General features: G+C 58.8%; 9 protein-coding genes and 2 rRNA genes (1 of these 11 only partly in view). 6 read left to right on the top strand and 5 right to left on the bottom strand.

Annotated features, from left to right (window positions below):
* From AC1ME2_RS09840 to recD, 5 genes are all read left to right on the top strand, one after another.
* Window positions 1–990, top strand: a 23S ribosomal RNA gene (locus tag AC1ME2_RS09840); it begins 1,901 nt to the left of the window's first position.
* A 147-nt stretch (window positions 991–1,137) separates the two neighbouring features.
* Window positions 1,138–1,253: ribosomal RNA gene (rrf, locus tag AC1ME2_RS09835) — 5S ribosomal RNA — on the top strand.
* A gap of 176 nt (window positions 1,254–1,429) precedes the next feature.
* A complete protein-coding gene (gene recC / locus AC1ME2_RS09830) occupies window positions 1,430–4,915 on the top strand; it encodes an exodeoxyribonuclease V subunit gamma (RefSeq protein WP_480440765.1) in 3,486 nt (1,161 codons plus the stop codon).
* On the top strand, window positions 4,912–8,637 hold the full coding sequence (gene recB / locus AC1ME2_RS09825; protein ID WP_480440763.1) for an exodeoxyribonuclease V subunit beta: 3,726 nt from the start codon (window positions 4,912–4,914) through the stop codon (window positions 8,635–8,637). Before recC ends, recB begins: the two co-directional genes overlap by 4 nt.
* Window positions 8,634–10,733, top strand: coding sequence for an exodeoxyribonuclease V subunit alpha (gene recD, locus AC1ME2_RS09820; RefSeq protein WP_480440761.1), 2,100 nt, complete (start codon window positions 8,634–8,636; stop codon window positions 10,731–10,733). Before recB ends, recD begins: the two co-directional genes overlap by 4 nt.
* Here recD and AC1ME2_RS09815 read toward each other — a convergent pair.
* The 5 genes from AC1ME2_RS09815 to AC1ME2_RS09795 form a co-directional block, all read right to left on the bottom strand.
* A complete protein-coding gene (locus AC1ME2_RS09815) occupies window positions 10,728–12,242 on the bottom strand; it encodes an amino acid ABC transporter permease/ATP-binding protein (protein ID WP_480440759.1) in 1,515 nt (504 codons plus the stop codon). The genes recD and AC1ME2_RS09815 overlap by 6 nt on opposite strands.
* Before the next feature lie 56 nt (window positions 12,243–12,298).
* Window positions 12,299–13,102, bottom strand: coding sequence for an ABC transporter substrate-binding protein (locus AC1ME2_RS09810; RefSeq protein ID WP_480440757.1), 804 nt, complete (start codon window positions 13,100–13,102; stop codon window positions 12,299–12,301).
* Window positions 13,103–13,175: 73 nt separating this feature from the next.
* Window positions 13,176–14,243, bottom strand: a complete 1,068-nt coding sequence (locus AC1ME2_RS09805) for an isopenicillin N synthase family dioxygenase (protein WP_480440755.1) — start codon at window positions 14,241–14,243, stop codon at window positions 13,176–13,178.
* A gap of 15 nt (window positions 14,244–14,258) precedes the next feature.
* Complete coding sequence (locus AC1ME2_RS09800; RefSeq protein WP_480440754.1) at window positions 14,259–15,110, bottom strand: sugar phosphate isomerase/epimerase family protein; 852 nt, start codon at window positions 15,108–15,110, stop codon at window positions 14,259–14,261.
* Between the two features lie 648 nt (window positions 15,111–15,758).
* Entirely contained in the window at window positions 15,759–16,706 is a 948-nt protein-coding gene (locus tag AC1ME2_RS09795) for a LysR family transcriptional regulator (RefSeq protein ID WP_480442068.1), read from the bottom strand.
* Window positions 16,707–16,886: 180 nt separating this feature from the next.
* On the opposite strand from AC1ME2_RS09795, the gene AC1ME2_RS09790 reads away from it, so the two are divergent.
* Window positions 16,887–18,215, top strand: a complete 1,329-nt coding sequence (locus AC1ME2_RS09790) for an MFS transporter (RefSeq protein ID WP_480440753.1) — start codon at window positions 16,887–16,889, stop codon at window positions 18,213–18,215.
* Window positions 18,216–18,222: the final 7 nt, after the last annotated feature.

Genomic DNA, 18,222 nt, shown 5'->3' with positions numbered 1-18,222 from the left:
TATAACGGTCCTAAGGTAGCGAAATTCCTTGTCGGGTAAGTTCCGACCTGCACGAATGGCGTAACGATGGCGGCGCTGTCTCCACCCGAGACTCAGTGAAATTGAAATCGCTGTGAAGATGCAGTGTATCCGCGGCTAGACGGAAAGACCCCGTGAACCTTTACTATAGCTTTGCACTGGACTTTGAATTTGCTTGTGTAGGATAGGTGGGAGGCTTTGAAGCGTGGACGCCAGTTCGCGTGGAGCCAACCTTGAAATACCACCCTGGCAACTTTGAGGTTCTAACTCAGGTCCGTTATCCGGATCGAGGACAGTGTATGGTGGGTAGTTTGACTGGGGCGGTCTCCTCCTAAAGAGTAACGGAGGAGTACGAAGGTGCGCTCAGACCGGTCGGAAATCGGTCGTAGAGTATAAAGGCAAAAGCGCGCTTGACTGCGAGACAGACACGTCGAGCAGGTACGAAAGTAGGTCTTAGTGATCCGGTGGTTCTGTATGGAAGGGCCATCGCTCAACGGATAAAAGGTACTCCGGGGATAACAGGCTGATACCGCCCAAGAGTTCATATCGACGGCGGTGTTTGGCACCTCGATGTCGGCTCATCACATCCTGGGGCTGAAGCCGGTCCCAAGGGTATGGCTGTTCGCCATTTAAAGTGGTACGCGAGCTGGGTTTAGAACGTCGTGAGACAGTTCGGTCCCTATCTGCCGTGGACGTTTGAGATTTGAGAGGGGCTGCTCCTAGTACGAGAGGACCGGAGTGGACGAACCTCTGGTGTTCCGGTTGTCACGCCAGTGGCATTGCCGGGTAGCTACGTTCGGAATAGATAACCGCTGAAAGCATCTAAGCGGGAAACTAGCCTCAAGATGAGATCTCACTGGGACCTTGAGTCCCCTGAAGGGCCGTCGAAGACTACGACGTTGATAGGTTGGGTGTGTAAGCGCTGTGAGGCGTTGAGCTAACCAATACTAATTGCCCGTGAGGCTTGACCATATAACACCCAAGCAATCTGCTGAGAGAAAAGCAGATTGATGTGTGTGAAGACGATACAGTCGAAAGTTTGCAGCCAACACACAAATCTATCACATCCCCATTAGTTGGCCCGTTGCGCGCAAGCACCACGAGCCGGCAGCCGAATTTCTTGACGACCATAGAGCATTGGTACCACCTGATCCCATCCCGAACTCAGCAGTGAAACGATGCATCGCCGATGGTAGTGTGGGGTTTCCCCATGTGAGAGTAGGTCATCGTCAAGATTAAATTCCAGAACCCCTGTTTGCTTACGCAGACAGGGGTTTTGTTTGTGCGCAAGAAAAAGTCCGTTCAGGTGGCAATCCTGATCGCTTGCCCTTAAGGTTCTGCCATTAGTGTTCATTCAATTCATGAGCCGTCTGCGCGAAACTCGATGACGGTATCAGTCAAGGAAGCAGCTATGCCGGTTACACCAACGCTCAGTGCTGGATTCATGGTGGTTCATGGCAACCGACTGGATGAGTTACGCAGCCTTGTCGTTTCCTGGATGCGGCGTTATCCGCTGGCACCCTTGGAGAATGAGATTGCATTGGTGCAGAGCAACGGCATCGCTCAATGGTTGAAACTCGCTTTGGCTGAAGATCCTCAGGACGACGATCAGGGTGGATGCGGAATTTCTGCCGCAGTGGATGTGCAGCTCCCCGGCAGTTTCATGTGGCAGCTGTATCGAGTGGTGTTGGGCCGTGATGAAATTCCAGCCACTTCGCTGTTGGACAAGGCCCCTCTCACCTGGCGTTTGATGCGCCTGCTTCCTGCGTTGATTGACCAGCCGCATTTCGAGCCCCTGCAACGCTTCCTCACTAACGACACCGATCTGCGCAAGCGTTACCAGCTGTCTGAACGACTCGCGGACCTGTTTGACCAATACCAGGTGTATCGGGCTGACTGGCTTGAAGACTGGGCTGCTGGTCGTCATCAATTGCGCAACGGCCGAGGCGAAAGCAAAGCGCTGACGCCGGCCAATTGCTGGCAGGCAGAGTTATGGCGTGCGCTGCTGTTGGACGTCGGTGTCGAAGACATGGCGCAAAGCCGCGCAGGCGTTCACCAGCGTTTTATCGAGCGTATTAATAGCCTGACTGAAGCACCTGAAGGCCTGCCTTCGCGGGTCATTGTGTTTGGCATCTCTTCGCTGCCAGCACAAGCGCTCGAAGCATTGGCGGGTCTGGCGAAATTCAGTCAGGTGCTGCTCTGCGTGCACAACCCATGTCGGCACCATTGGGCGGACATCGTCGCCGATAAAGACCTGTTGCGGCATCAATACACGCGTCAAGCGCGTAAAGCCGGGATGCCGGTTGTGCTGGACCCCGAAGCGCTGCACCAGCATGCACATCCGCTGCTCGCCGCGTGGGGCAAACAAGGCCGTGATTACATCAATTTGTTGGACAGTTATGACGAGCCCAACAGCTACAGGGCAGCGTTCAGAGATGGGCGTATCGATCTGTTCAGCGAGAGCGAACCTCGCACGATACTCAGCCAGCTTCAGGACGACATTCTTGAGCTGCGTCCGCTCAACGAAACCCGCGATCTGTGGCCAGCAGTTGATCCAGGCAAAGACCGTTCGATCCGTTTTCATGTAGCGCACAGCGCGCAGCGGGAAGTGGAAATCCTTCACGATCAACTACTCGTCCGCTTCAGCGCTGACCCGGATCTGCGTCCGCGCGATGTGATCGTCATGGTCCCCGACATCGATAGTTACGCCCCGCACATCCGTGCCGTGTTCGGCCAGATCGAGCGGGATGATCGGCGTTTCATTCCGTTCACCCTGGCCGACCAAGGCCAGCGCGGCCGTGAACCGCTGCTGATTGCAGTCGAACATCTGCTGAAAATCCCGGACAGTCGATTCCCGGTCAGTGAAATCCTTGACCTGCTGGATGTCCCGGCACTGCGCGCACGCTTTGGCATCGAAGAGCGTGACCTCGCCACGCTGCATCGCTGGATTGAAGGTGCTGGTGTTCGTTGGGGCTTGAACGCCAAGCAGCGCGCGGGCCTCGGTTTACCTGATGAGCTGGAGCAGAACAGCTGGCATTTCGGCCTGCGTCGTATGCTGCTAGGCTACGCCGTCGGGGCGGGCGCGTCCTATGACGGCATTGAACCGTACGATGAGATTGGTGGGCTTGATGCCGCGCTGATTGGCCCACTGGTCTCCCTTATTGATGCCCTCCAGGTCGCCCACAGTGAACTCTCACTCCCAGCGACGCCTCACGTGTGGGGCGCGCGCCTGCAAGCCCTGGTGCACGTGTTCTTCGCGGCCGACAGTGAGCATGATGACTACCTGCTCGGCCAACTCGAACAGTTGCGTGAAACCTGGCTGGAAACCTGTGAAGCGGTTGGCTTGCTCGACGAGCTTCCCCTGACCGTCGTGCGCGAAGCCTGGTTGGCCGGCCTTGACCAAGGGCGTTTGTCACAGCGCTTTCTGGCGGGCTCGGTTAACTTCTGCACGCTGATGCCCATGCGTGCAATCCCCTTCAAACTGGTCTGCTTGCTGGGCATGAACGATGGCGATTACCCACGGGCACAGCCCCCGCTGGACTTCGACTTGATGGGCAGCGACTACCGTCCTGGCGACCGTTCCCGGCGTGAAGATGACCGTTACTTACTGCTTGAAGCGTTGCTCTCCGCCCGTGATCAGCTGTACATCAGTTGGGTTGGGCGCAGCATCCGCGACAACAGCGAGCGTCCGGCGTCGGTGCTGATTGGTCAGCTTCGCGATCATCTCGCCAGCGGTTGGAAGCCAGCCGGTGCGCTAGAGCCAGAAGACACGGAGAAACGTAATCCCGGCGAACAGCTGTTACACAAGCTGACCCTCGAACACCCCCTGCAGCCCTTCAGTGCCAAGTATTTCCATGACGGCAGCGGTTTCTTCAGCTTCGCTCGCGAATGGCAGATGCTGCACGAGTCGAACATTCCGGTGGCAGAAGCGCCGGCACTGTCCGAGCATCAGCAGGAGGAGCCGCTCAACCTGGCGCAACTACAAGACTTTCTGCGCAATCCCGTCCGGCACTTCTTCAGCCAGCGCTTGAAGATTTACTTCGAAGTGGCCGAAGCGCCCCTCGCGGATGAAGAGCCCTTCGTGCTTGATGCCCTTGAGCGCTACAGTCTGAGCGAAAGCCTGCTTGAAGCGGCATTGGCTCGGCCTAAGCAGATCGACGACGCCTTGCTGTCCCAGGCCCGACGGCTGCAAGGCAGTGGGTTGCTGCCCATGGCCGGTTTTGGCGCGAGCCTGCAAGAGGAGCTGATCGAGCCATTGCCTGATCTGCTCCAGCGCTATCAAGACCTGCTGCGCCAGTGGCCCGAACCCCTGAACAGTGCATTGCCTGTCAGTTTTGCTTACCAGAATGTGAGTTTGGACGGCTGGCTCAGCGGTTTGCACAAAAACAGCAGCGGTGGATTATTGGCCGTGACCGCAATTCCGAACGCCATTGGCTCGGAGAAAACCCGCAAGTGGCATCGATTGACGCGGCCTTGGGTGATTCATCTGGTGGCCTGCGCCTGTGGTCTACCGCTGAGCACCGCCTTGGTGGCCAGCGATGAAACCCTGTTGCTGGACCCGCTGGAAAAAGACGCCGCAACGACAGCGCTTAATCATCTGTTGATGGCCTGGCAAACCGGCATGCAGCGACCACTGCCCGTGGCCGTAAAAACCGCGTTCGCCTGGCTCGGCCAGAGTGACGAAGGCAGGGCCGAGGCTGCTGCCTGCAAGGCGTATGAAGGTGATGGTCAGACCACCAATGGTGAGCGTCGCGAAAGCACGGCGCTGGCCCGTCAGTTCCCGGACTTTGCTGCGTTGATCGACAGCGAAGAATTTGTGGGTTGGTGTGACGCCCTGTATCGACCGTTGTACGAAGCCTCCTGGCAATCCCTGTCCACTGCGGAGGCCAGCGCATGAACCTCAATCAAACAGAACAGCCGACCCAACAACCGACTGCATCCCTGGCCCTGCGCTTCCCCCTTCACGGTAGCCAGTTGATCGAGGCCAGTGCCGGCACCGGCAAGACCTTCACCATTTCTGCGTTGTACCTGCGCCTGGTCCTTGGCCATGGCGGTGAATCGGGTTTCGGTCGCGAGTTACTGCCGCCGCAAATTCTGGTGGTGACCTTCACCGATGCCGCCACCAAAGAACTGCGCGACCGTATTCGCACCCGCTTGGCGGAGGCTGCACGGTTCTTTCGTGATGAGATGGCGGCCCCTGATGATCTGATCGCTGAGTTACGCGATCAGTACAGCTCCGAGCAATGGCCTGCCTGCGCCAGTCGCCTGGATATTGCAGCCCAATGGATGGATGAGGCTGCGGTATCGACTATCCACAGTTGGTGTCAGCGCATGCTGCGCGAGCACGCCTTCGACAGTGGCAGCCTGTTCACCCAGACCCTGGAAACCGATCACAGCGAATTGCTCAGTGAAGTGCTGCGTGATTACTGGCGGCGGTTTTGTTACCCCATGAGCGGTGATGCGCTGCAGTGGGTGCGCGCTCATTGGGGCAGCCCGGCGGCATTGCTGCCGAGGGTTCGTTCCCTGTTTGGCAAGGGTGGCGACAGCGACAGAAGCAACACCACTCAAGACCCTGCCGAGCTGATCGCGGCGACGGTGCAGCAACGTCGCGAAGCGTTGCAGGCCCTGAAAGCCCCCTGGGTCGACTGGGCTGCCGAGCTGCAGGTGATCTGCAATGATGCGGTCACACTCAAGACCGTCGATGGCCGCAAGATGCAGGCGCGCTATTTCAAGCCCTGGTTCGAGAAGCTCACCACGTGGGCGACGGACGAGGATCAGGAGGACCTCGATCTGGGCACCGGCTTTACCCGCCTTACGCCCGATGGTTTTGCCGAAGCGTGGAAGGGCGAAGCACCGTCGCACCCGGCACTCGAAGCGATGCTCGAACTCAAGGCCAGTCTCGACACCTTACCCACGCCCGATGCCGCCGTGCTTGAACACGCCGCGCAATGGGTGGGTGCACGCTTCGAGGAAGAGAAGCGTCGGCGAGCGGAGATGGGGTTCGACGACATGCTGCTCAGGCTCGACGCTGCATTGGGCAGCGCCGGGGGCGAGCGTCTGGCGACCTTGATTCGTGAACAGTTCCCCGTGGCGCTGATCGATGAATTTCAGGACACCGACCCGGTGCAGTACCGCATTTTCGAGAGCATCTATCGCCTCGAAGAGAACAGTAACGAGACCGGTCTGTTCCTGATCGGCGACCCCAAGCAGGCGATCTACGCGTTCCGTGGCGCCGACATTTACACCTACCTGCGCGCGCGTTCCGCCACCGCTGGGCGTTGGCACACCCTGGATAAAAACTTCCGTTCCAGCCACGCCATGGTCGAGGCCGTCAATCATGTATTCGAGCGTGCCGAGCAGCGTGAGCAAGGGCGCGGCGCCTTTCTGTTTCGTGATGGCGCTGACAATCAGGTGCCGTTCGGAGCTGCCAAATCCCAAGGGCGCAAAGCGCTGTTTCAGGTCAATGGCCAAGCGCCCGCAGCGCTGAATATCTGGCAACTGGAAAGCGATCAGCCAGTCTCCGGTGTGACCTATCGACAACAGATGGCCGCCAGTTGCGCCAGCGAAATCGTGCGCCTGCTCAATGAAGGCCAGCAAGGTCACACCGGGTTCGTTCTACCGGGTACAGCGCTGCGTGGTTTACTGCCCGCCGATATCGCGATCCTGGTGCGGGACGGTAAAGAAGCGCAGGCCGTGCGCGGTGAGCTGTCGGCCCGTGGTGTGCGCAGTGTCTATCTGTCGGACAAGGATTCGGTGTTCGCCGCCCAGGAAGCCCATGACGTCCTGAGCTGGCTCAAAGCCTGCGCCGAACCGGACTCCGAACGCACCCTGCGCGCCGCCTTGGCCTGCATCACCCTGAACCTGTCACTGGCCGAGCTTGAATGTCTGAATCTGGACGAACTGGCGTGGGAAGCCCGTGTCATGCAGTTCCGCAGCTATCGTGCGATCTGGCGCAGCCAAGGCGTACTCCCGATGCTGCGGCGCTTGCTGCACGACTTTAAATTGCCGCAGGCGCTGATCAGCCGCAACGATGGCGAGCGCGTGCTGACCAACTTGCTGCACTTGTCTGAACTGCTGCAACAAGCCGCTGCCGAACTGGACGGTGAACAAGCGCTGATTCGCCATCTAGGCGAGCATTTGGCGTTGTCCGGTCAGGCGGGTGAAGAACAGATCCTGCGCCTGGAAAGCGACGAGCAATTGGTCAAAGTGGTGACTATCCACAAGTCCAAAGGCCTGCAATATCCGTTGGTGTTCCTGCCATTCATCTGCTCCTCTAAACCGGTGGATGGCAGCCGCTTGCCGTTGCATTTTCATGATGCGGACGGAAGGGCGCAGATCAGTCTCAAGCCCACGGCAGCCTTGATCGAGCAATCGGATAACGAGCGTCTCGCAGAAGATTTGCGCCTGCTCTACGTCGCCCTGACACGGGCAGAGTCCATCTGCTGGTTGGGCGTGGCGGACCTCAAACGCGGCAACGCCAACAGCTCGATACTGCACCGCTCCGCGCTGGGTTATTTGCTGGGTGGCGGGGCGCCGCTGAGCGAATCCGCGGGGCTGAGCCAATGGCTGCAACACCTGAAAGCCGACTGCACGGCCATCAGCGTCGACGCCATGCCCGAACCGACGACTGCCTTGTTCAGCCCGCCACGCAATGAAGCTGTCTTGCTTAAACCACGCCTGCCGAAACGCCGCGCCGCCGAAAATTGGTGGATTGCCTCGTACAGCGCCCTGCGTATTGGTGACACTCTTACCGCAGGCAGCGACGAATCCCCGGACAGCCCGCAGGCGCAAAAACTGTTCGACGATGAACGACTCGACCCCGAGGCACCCCGCGCAGTGCTGGTCAGTGGTGGCGACATCCATCGGTTCCCGCGCGGTCCTAATCCGGGGACCTTTCTGCACGGCTTGCTGGAATGGGCCGGGCGTGAAGGTTTTGCCGCAGCGGCAGCGGACCCGGTCAAGCTGGAAAAAGCCATCGGCAGTCGCTGCAATCGGCGTGGCTGGCAAGGCTGGATTCCGACGCTCACTGACTGGATGACGCACCTGCTCAATGTGCCGTTGCATCTGGCGGCGGATGATCAGCCGGTTTCGTTGGGGCAGGTGGGTCAGTATCAGGTCGAAATGGAGTTCTGGTTCGCCTGTCACAAAGTCGACGTGGCGCGGATGGATGCGCTGGTTCGGCGTTACACCCATGACGGCGCGCCGCGAGCGCCAGCGGAAGCGGCCTCGCTCAACGGCATGTTCAAAGGGTTTATCGACCTGACGTTCGAGCATCAGGGCCGTTATTACGTGGCCGACTACAAGTCCAACTGGCTGGGCGTTGATGAAGAGGCTTATACCGAGCAAGCGATGACCGCCTCGATTCTGGATAACCGTTACGACCTGCAATACGTGTTGTACCTGTTGGCCCTGCACCGTCAGCTCAAGGCGCGTCTGGCTGACTACGATTATGACCAGCACATGGGCGGCGCGTTGTACCTGTTCCTGCGCGGCACCCGTGCGCCGAGTCAGGGCGCTTACTTCACCCGTCCGCCGCGTGAGCTGATTGAGCGTCTGGATCTACTGTTTCAAGGCAAGTCATTGCCCCAGGAAGATGTGCTGTCAGGAGAGCCCGCATGAGCCGCTCATTCGCTGAATTGTTGCCCACACCGCTGGACGCCCAAAGCCTGGCCGAGCTGACACCGCTGAGTCGTGTCGACGACCTGCTGCTATTGCTCGAACGCTGGGTCGAACGTGGCTGGCTGCGGGCGCTGGATCGGGCCTTTGTCGCGTTCCTCAGTGAGCTGGACCCGCAGGCGGATTCGCTGGTGCTGCTGGCGGCGGCGTTGACCAGCCATCAATTGGGTCATGGGCATGTCTGCCTGGACCTGTATGAAACATTGAAGGAACCTGATTTCGCTCTGTCTCTGCCACCTGAAGGTGACGTGCAGTCAGGTCCGATGCTATTGCCTTCGCAATTGCTGGTGGCGCTGGACGGTGGCGCCTGGTGTCAGGCGTTGGCCGACAGTGCATTGGTGGCGCAGGCCGATGATGACAGTGAGGCTGCGGCGCACAAGCCGTTGGTGCTGTCCGGCCGGCGTCTGTATTTGCGCCGTTACTGGCGCTACGAAAGACGTATCGCCGCCGCATTGCGTCAGCGTCTGGCGCAACCGGACGCCGCCCCCACTGATCTGGCGCAACGCCTTGATGCGTTGTTCGGCAAAGCCAATCCGGCCCCGGACGCGCTGATCGACTGGCAAAAGCTGGCGTGCGCGCTGGCGACCCGTGGCGCCTTCAGCATCATCACGGGCGGCCCTGGCACCGGTAAAACCACTACTGTGGTGCGGCTGTTGGCGTTGTTGCAGGCGCCTGCCGTGGAGAGTGGCCAGCCCTTGCGCATCCGTCTGGCGGCGCCCACGGGTAAAGCAGCGGCGCGGTTGACCGAGTCCATCAGTCACCAAGTGCTGTCGCTTGAAGTGGCTGAAGACGTGCGGCAAAAAATCCCCAGCGACGTGAGCACCGTGCACCGTCTGCTGGGCAGCCGACTGGGCACTCGTCATTTCCGCCACCATGCGGGTAATCCGCTGCCTCTGGACGTGTTGGTGGTCGATGAAGCCTCCATGATCGACCTGGAAATGATGGCCAATCTGCTGGAGGCATTGCCGGCCCATGCGCGCCTGATTTTGCTCGGCGACAAAGATCAGTTGGCCTCGGTGGAAGCCGGGGCGGTGCTGGGTGATTTGTGTCGCGACGCCGAGGCGGGCCGCTATAGCCCGCACACCCAAGCCTGGCTGCAAGCAGTCAGCGGCGAAGATTTGGACAAAAGCGGATTGCAACCAGGTGACGCCACGCAGTTCCCGTTGGCGCAACAGGTGGTGATGCTGCGCCATTCCCGGCGTTTCGTGCAGGGCAGTGGCATCGGTCAACTGGCCCGGTTGGTCAATCAACAACAGGTCGAAGACGCGCGGGCATTGCTTGCTGCGCGTAGCCACAAGGATGTGTTCGCGCTGGCGCTCAAGGGTGAACAGGACCGCTCGCTGGAGCGCTTGCTGCTAGAGGGGTTGGGGCAGGGCGCCGAAGGGCCACAAGGTTATCGGCATTATCTGGGCGTGCTGGCCGATCAGCGCCCAACCGAAGGGGTCGCGCTTGAAGATCCATGCTGGACACGGTGGGCGCGTTCGGTACTGGAGGCGTTCGATTCGTTCCAGTTGCTGTGCGCCGTGCGAAAAGGCCCGTGGGGTGTTGAGGGGCTGAATCAACGGATCACTCAGGCGCTGTTCAACGCTGACCTGATCGAAAGCGATCAACACTGGTATGAAGGTCGTCCGGTGCTGATGACGCGCAATGACTATGGGCTGGGCTTGATGAACGGCGACATCGGCATCGCCCTGCGCTTGCCTGAACGCAGCACAGAGGAGGCTGGATACCCCGTGTTGCGCGTCGCGTTCCCGCGCAATGACGGCAGTGGCGGCGTGCGGTTCGTGCTGCCAAGCCGGCTCAACGATGTCGAAACCGTGTACGCGATGACCGTGCACAAATCCCAGGGCTCGGAATTCGCCCACACCGCGTTGATCCTGCCTGAGGCTTTGAATCCGGTGTTGACCAAGGAGCTGATCTACACCGGCATCACCCGCGCCAAGCATTGGTTCAGCCTGATCGAGCCGCGCCAGGGCATTTTCGACGAAGCGCTAAGGCGCAAGGTCAAGCGGCTGAGCGGTTTGATGCTGGGGTTATAGCGCAGGTAACCCCATAAACTGCCTGACTCGCTCACCCGCGTCCTGCGCGCGGATCGCGTGCGGCGCGGCATCGACTTGAATAAGCCCATTCTCCATAAAAATCACCCGATCGGAAATCGACATGGCGAAGTCCATTTCGTGGGTGACGATGAGCATGGTCATGCCTTCTTTGGCCAGGTCGCGAATGACGTTAAGCACGTCGCCCACCAGTTCCGGGTCGAGGGCGGAGGTGGGTTCATCGAAGAGCATGATCTGCGGGTCCATCGCCAGGGCGCGGGCGATGGCGACGCGCTGTTGCTGACCACCGGACAGTTGGTGCGGGTATTTGTGGGCATGGGCCAGCAGGCCGACTTTGTCGAGTAGCGCATACGCACGATGTTCACTCAACTGCCGGTTACTGCCGTGGTAGCGCGGTGCCAAGGTGACGTTGTCGACGATAGTGCGGTGCGGGAACAGATTGAAGCTCTGAAAGACCATGCCGATGCGCTGCACCCCCCGGCGGATCTGCGGGTTATTGGGTTTATCGCCTGCGACGATAAAGCGCTCGCCAAACAAAATGATTTCGCCCTGATCAATGCTTTCCAGGCCGTTGATGGTGCGGATCAGCGAGGTTTTGCCAGAGCCGGACGGTCCGATGATGGAGATCACCTGACCGGTGTTCACCTCCAGATCTATGCCCTTGAGCACTTCATGCTGGCCATAGCTTTTGTGGATGTTCAACAGCTTCAGCGCTGGTGCGGCGGCGGCCCCGATCTGGCGCCGGGCTTCGCTCAAGGGTGGCGTCAGACTTGCCCGCAGGCGCATCAGGCTGGGTTCGTCGAGGGTCTGTGGTTTACGGTTGTTCAGTTCCAGGTGCTGCTCCAGGCGTTGCAACAACCAGCCGAACACGCTGACGATCAGCACGTAATACACCGCTACCGCCGACAGGGTTTCCATCACCAGGAAATTCTGCGCATACAGACGTTGGCCGACAGTCAGCAACTCGGTCAGCGAGATGACCGAGATCAGCGAGGTCAGTTTGACCACGGTGATGTATTCGTTGATCAGCGTTGGCAGGGAAATACGAAACGCCTGGGGAATCACGATCAGGCGTTCCATGCCAATCACGCCCACGCCCAGTGCACGGCCGGCTTCTTTTTGTCCCTTGGCCACCGAAATCAGGCCGCCGCGATGGATCTCCGCCATGTACGCCGCCTCGGTCACCACCAAGGCGAACAGCCCGGAATAGAAGGGGTTGGACAACACCTCGCGGGTGACAGGAAACAGCTGCGGCAGGTTGTAGACGAACACCACCAACACCAACAGCGGGACGCTGCGAAAGAACCAAATATAAATCGACGCCGGAACGCTCAGCCAGCGGGCTGTCGAGAGCTTGGCGGACGCCAGCAGGAAGCCCAGCAGCATGCCAATGAACCAGCTCAGGGCGCTGAGTTCGATCACCGTAACGCAGGACTCCCAGAAGTCCGATACCGAGAACAGAGAAAAAAAGTAAGACCAGTCAAATTGCATGTACACCTCACGCTGCCGGCCTCAAAGGAAGCCAGCAGGTCAAACGCTGGGAAGAATCAGTTGCTCGGTTCTTCGAGATTGTATTTTTTCAACAGCGCCGCGTATTCGCCGCTTTTCTTGGTCTCATCGAAGGCTTTAAGCAGCGCCTGATACAGCTCTTCATTCCCTTTCTTGACGAAGATGCCCAGCGTTTGCTGATAGATCGAATGCTCGGTGCTGACCACCACGCGGCCATTGGTGCGTTCGGCGATCATGCCGGCGGCACCGTCGATTTCGACCTGGGCCTGAACGTTGCCGGACAGCAGCGCCTGGGTCACTTCCGGCGCTGACGGGAACTCACTCACGGCAATGGCGCCCTTCTTGTTCGGCACGCAGTACTCAGCGGACAGCTTGTTGAACTGCGGAACCCAGGTGGTGCCTTTTTCCAGTCCGATTTTCAAACCGCAAAGGTCTTCCGGGACTTTCGGTTTGAGCGGGCTGTCCTTGAGCACCATGACCGCCGCGCCGGTTTTGGCGTAGGCGATGGTTTGCGCCTGAACCTGGCGTTCGGGGGTGATGTACATCCCGGAAATAATCGCGTCGTAGTGCCCGGCATTGAGGCCGAGGATCAGGCTCGGAAATTTGGTGTCGAGAAACTCGGTCTTGAGGTCCATGTGCTTGGCCAGCAGTTTGGACAGCTCAGGGTCGGAGCCAACCACATTCTTGTCCTTGTCATAGGACTCGAACGGTGGGTAGGTGATCTCCATCCCGACTTTGAATTGCCCCGGCGTCACGGTGGTGGCGGCCTGTGTCAGGGTCGCGCCCAGTACGGCGACAGCAAGTACGGTCAAGCGAGCAGCGGTGTTGTTGTTTTTACGCATCGTCGATGACTCCGAGGTAGTAAAAGTACGGCATTGATCGTTCATGGGGCTGCTGCTCTAGAGGTGTTGCCTATCAAGGCTGTTCTGGTGCTTTATTTTTCAGGTGGCCGAAGCTCGACGGTTTTCGGGCTTTTTCCGGCAGCGTGATCTCACCGTTTTCCACCCGTTTGCGCAGGTACTGATAGGTCTGCAGGGCTTGGCCGAACATGTGTTCACCAATGGCGATTTCCTCGTAGTCCTTGCCGGCCTGGGCGAAGCTGGGCAACGGCTTGATCTGGGTGTGGAAGTCGCAGGCGTAGAACAGCGGGAAGGAATAGCGCTCCTCTCTCACTGTCCTGACCCGATGGGCCGTAGCAACAAACGTACCTGCGGTCATGACCTCCAGCATGTCGCCGATATTGACCACGAAGGCATCCTTGATGGGCGGTGCGTCGATCCACTGGCCTTGGTCGTTCATGACTTCCAGGCCCGGTTTGTCGGCAAGCAATATCGTGAAGCACTCGTAATCGGTATGTGCACCAATGCCGGGCGCGTCCTGCGCGGTGCCATCAAAAGGGTAGTGGATCAGCCGCAGTTTGGACGGAGGATGGGTGACCATTGGATCGAAATAGTTCTCTTCCAGACCCAACGCCAGGGCGAAGCCGCCGAACAGTCTGCGGCCAAGGGCGAAGATCGCCGCGTAATAGGCTTGCACCGATTCTTTGAAACCCGGCAGCAGCGGCCATTCGTTGGGCCCCAGCAGTGGCGTGTTGGCCAGCACCAGCGGGTCATCGGCGGGCACTTCGAAACCGACGTCGAAGGCTTCCTTATGGTCGGGCTTACCTTTGGCGTAAACCTCTTCGCCCTCGGGCACAAAACCTTTGTGGGTCTTCGAGGTGCCGATGTAATGCTGCATCTTGGTATCGAAGGGCTGGTCGAAAAAATCCTTCGCCGCCTGATACAGGCCTTTGATCAGATGCGCTTCGATGCCGTGATTCTTGATGTACAAAAAGCCGACTTCGCGGGCGGCGGTACCCAGCTGCGCGGCGACTGCCTGACGCTGGGCCAGGTCGGCGCTGAACAGGCCGGCAATGTCCACCACGGGAATGCTGTTGAAGTTGGCAGCGACAGAGGGCGCTGTGGTTTGGGATAGATCAGGCATGACGAAAACGCTCCTTCAAAGACAAGTCGATTGAGTGAAACGCTGAAAGTGCTCGCGCTCGGTCTGGCCCATCCACACATTCAACGACCACAAATCGGCCACAGGCACATTGGTGAAAGGGAGGTGATGCAGATAGCCATCGGCACCGAACTCAGGGGTCAGGGTGCTGACTTGATAGCCACGGGCGTGTTGCGAACGCCAGATCGCTTCCCAGTGCTGCTGATGGAAAGCCAGCTCCTTGGCGTATTCCGGCGCGGCCGGGTGCGGGACTTGTGGGCCTTGGTCGTAGCCAACCCGGGCCTGAATGTGATGGACCCGCTCGACGAAAGCACTGAGGTCATCCTCGGGATCGTTGAGCAGACGCTCGCACGTGACGATCCAGTGGCTGATGTCGCTGGTGAACCGCAAGTCAGGCAGTTGGCGGATCAGTTCGAGGGTGACCCACGGGTTGAACAGCGAGCGTGAACGATGGGTTTCGAAGCTGCACACCTGACCGTGCTTGCGCGCCAGTTCCAGCGCCTGGCCGAAGAAGTCGACCTGCTGCGGTAACTGCCAGCGGTCATTGCCGGCAAGCACATTGACGAAACGCGGTGATAGTTCGGCGGCCCAGGCGAGCTTCTTGTCCAGATCGGCCAGATGTTCGGCAACCGGCGCGGCCTGTTCAGGCAAGACGTCGTAGGCGGTGAACACAGTGCTGATATAACCGAGCCGGTTGGCCCGTAGAAAGGCGGCAAACTCCTCACGTTCACTGGCGTCCAGAGGCAGGCGGGCCTCCATACCGTCGAAGCCGGCCTTCAGCAGTTCTTCCAGTGCCTGGGTTTTGCTCGAGGTATAGCCCCAGAGCGTACGAAAAATTTCCAGTTTCATCGAAGACCTCAAAGATTTTCCAGGCAATGGCATAGAACGACAATGGCTAAAGCCTAGTCGGCAACGATGGGCAGTAGCTGAAAAGGCAATCTTCTTTGGGCTGGATCTCTGCGCATCCAGTCCCGGCGAGGCACGGGGAGTGCTCGCTCTGATGGCGATCTTAGACAGGCTTAATGACATCAAAGAATAGGAAAGCTCAAATCGATAGTTCAGATATTTCTAAACTATCTTTTGGGCCTGCAAAGACCCCTGTGTGGGAGCGAATTTATTCGCGAAGGGGCCTGCACACCGGACATCATTGGCGCCTGACCCAACGTATTCGCGAATGAATTCGCTCCCACGCAGGCTGTGTGAAAACCTCGAAGACCGAGTGACTGGCTAAAAAACGTACAAAAAATAGCGCCCCTACGTGAATTCTAGGTCTGCATACCAGACGATCTTTTTCAGAATTCACGTGAGAGCGCGCAGTTCATTTTTTGGCGAGGGTTTTCACACAGCCCGCACGAGGGGCAAGTGAAATCAACCATTTTCACGACCGCTGCGCAGTCGATCGCGGCGGGACGCGTAGTCACAAGCTTTTTAGTGAGAAACACGTCGCAAAATCTTGATCGGTAACAGAGTATCTACAGGAGGGCCGTTTCTGACTGGTCAATCGGCAAACAGCATTTCCTGAGTCGTCCCCAGCAATAGCCCGTGATTCTGCTCGGTCACGGCCCGGATGTAATCCCACAACAAGGTAATCCGCTTGAGCTTCCTCAAGTCCTCTCTGCAGTACATCCAAAATTGTCTTGTGATCTTCACTTCGCTCTCCAGCACCGGCAGCAAGCGCGGGTCTTGTGCTGCCAGGAAGCACGGCAGGATGGCCAATGACCGACCTTGCAGCGCTGCCACGTACTGGGCAATGACGCTGGTGCTGCGCAGATGCGCGTGGGCGCCGGGGAGCAGGTTGCTTAGATACAGCAGCTCTGAGCTGAAGGCCAGGTCGTCGACATAGCTGATGAACTGATGGTTGGCCAGATCCGTACTGCGTTGAATCGGCGGGTGGCGGTCGAGGTATTCCTGGGTGGCATACAGGCGCAGGCTGTAGTCGCACAGCTTGCAGCAGACATACGGCCCATGTTCGGGGCGCTCCAGGGCGATGACGATGTCGGCTTCGCGCTTGGACAGGCTGATGAAGTGCGGCAGCGGCAGGATATCCACCGAAATAGCCGGGTACGTGTCGAGAAAGTGAGTCAACTGCGGCGTGATGAAAAAACTGCCAAACCCTTCGGTGCAGCCCATGCGCACATGGCCGGACAAGGCGACGCCTGATCCAGATACCTGTTCGCAGGCCAGGTGCAGCGTGCTTTCAATCGACTCGGCATAACCCAGCAAGCGCTGGCCTTCGGGCGTCAGGATAAAACCATTGTTGCGCGACTTCTCGAACAGCAACGTGCCCAGCGAGCCCTCCAGCGAATTGATCCGCCGGGACACTGTCGTATAGTCCACTGCCAGGCGCTTGGCTGCGGTGCTGGCTTTGCGGGTGCGGGCGACCTCAAGGAAAAACTTCAGGTCGTCCCAATTAAGCAGGCTCAAGGAGGTGATGTTTTTTTGCATATTGGTCCGGCTTTTATGAGGGTTCTTATTAGAAGTTTGCACATCTATACTCCAAAACACGCCCATGACCAACTTCTTGATCAGCGGCTCAGGAGCCGAACCAGCAAGGTCGCTAGCCACATCCCAGGCAACACCCACATGCCATAACACCCTGCACAAAAATAATAAGCGGAGGAGTTTATGAAGAACGCTACAACAGCGGCTGCTGGCGCACTCGGTGCCAGCTCTGCGAAAAAGACCAAACCCTATCGGCTTGCCGGTATGGCGAGCATGGCTGGCACGACCATCGAGTGGTACGACTTTTTCCTCTACGGCACTGCTGCCGCGCTCATCTTCAACAAGATTTTCTTTCCCGCCCTGGACCCGATCACCGGTGTGTTGGCAGCCTTCGCTACCTATGCCGTTGGTTTTCTCGGCCGGCCATTGGGTGGGGTGATCTTCGGCCACTTCGGTGACCGTATCGGGCGTAAGTCGATGCTGTTGCTGACGCTGTTGATGATGGGGATACCGACCATCATTATCGGCCTGATTCCCACCTACGATCAGATCGGCTACTGGGCCGCGTTGATTCTGGTGCTCATGCGCTTCCTGCAAGGCATGGCGGTTGGCGGCGAGTGGGGCGGGGCGGTGTTGATGGCCGTCGAACATGCGCCCGAAGGCAAGAAAGGCTTTTATGGCAGCTTGCCGCAAACCGGTGTTGGCGCCGGCCTCGTGTTGGCGTCGCTGGCCATGGGCCTGGTTGCCAAGTTGCCGGAAGCGGACATGCTCAGTTGGGGCTGGCGCCTGCCGTTTATCGCCAGCATCGTGCTGCTCGGCGTCGGCTGGGTGATTCGTCTGAAAGTCCCGGAGTCACCGGACTTCGAAAAAATGAAAAAACAGAACATCGCGGTCAAGATCCCGCTGTTTCAGGTGTTGCGCAATCACCCGCGCGAAACCTTGACCATCATCGGCGCCCGCACGGCAGAAAACGCCTGGTTCTATATGTCGGTGACCTTTGCCCTGGCGTACGCGGCCAATCAATTGCAGATCCCGCGTGGCGATGTGCTCAGCGCCATTACGGCGGGCGCGGCCCTTTCACTGATTACCATGCCACTGTGCGGGCACTTGTCCGACAAGGTCGGGCAACGTCGCTTGTACTTCGTAGGGTTGTTGCTGCTCTGTGCATTCGTCTACCCGTTCTTCGCCATGCTCGAAACCCGTGAGCCACTGTTGGTCTGGTGGGCCATGGTGCTGGCGGTCGGCGTGGTGTTTCCGATTCTGTATGCGCCTGAATCGCTGTTGTTCGCCCGGCAATTCCCGGCAGAAATTCGTTACAGCGGCATCTCGGTGTCGGTGCAACTGGCTGGCGTCCTGGGGGGTGGTTTCGCGCCAATGATCGCCACCAAGTTGTTGGCCTACGCTGATGGTAGCCCTCATTACGTCATCGTTTATCTGATAGGCATGGGCGTGATAGCGCTGTTTTGCACCGCCTTGATGAAGCCTGACCCGGCACGGCACAAAGCTTTATAGCCGCCGT

It is taken from the genome of Pseudomonas sp. ASL9 (assembly GCF_056680335.1).
This window is presented reverse-complemented; position numbering and strand designations above follow the sequence as displayed.

Excerpts from the sequence above, each read along its gene's own strand:
- recC (WP_480440765.1), top strand. The coding sequence starts at position 1,430 with ATGCCGGTTACACCAACGCTCAGTGCTGGATTCATGGTGGTTCATGGC.
- recB (WP_480440763.1), top strand. The coding sequence starts at position 4,912 with ATGAACCTCAATCAAACAGAACAGCCGACCCAACAACCGACTGCATCC.
- recD (WP_480440761.1), top strand. The coding sequence starts at position 8,634 with ATGAGCCGCTCATTCGCTGAATTGTTGCCCACACCGCTGGACGCCCAA.
- AC1ME2_RS09815 (WP_480440759.1), bottom strand. The coding sequence starts at position 12,242 with ATGCAATTTGACTGGTCTTACTTTTTTTCTCTGTTCTCGGTATCGGAC.
- AC1ME2_RS09810 (WP_480440757.1), bottom strand. The coding sequence starts at position 13,102 with ATGCGTAAAAACAACAACACCGCTGCTCGCTTGACCGTACTTGCTGTC.
- AC1ME2_RS09805 (WP_480440755.1), bottom strand. The coding sequence starts at position 14,243 with ATGCCTGATCTATCCCAAACCACAGCGCCCTCTGTCGCTGCCAACTTC.
- AC1ME2_RS09800 (WP_480440754.1), bottom strand. The coding sequence starts at position 15,110 with ATGAAACTGGAAATTTTTCGTACGCTCTGGGGCTATACCTCGAGCAAA.
- AC1ME2_RS09795 (WP_480442068.1), bottom strand. The coding sequence starts at position 16,706 with ATGCAAAAAAACATCACCTCCTTGAGCCTGCTTAATTGGGACGACCTG.
- AC1ME2_RS09790 (WP_480440753.1), top strand. The coding sequence starts at position 16,887 with ATGAAGAACGCTACAACAGCGGCTGCTGGCGCACTCGGTGCCAGCTCT.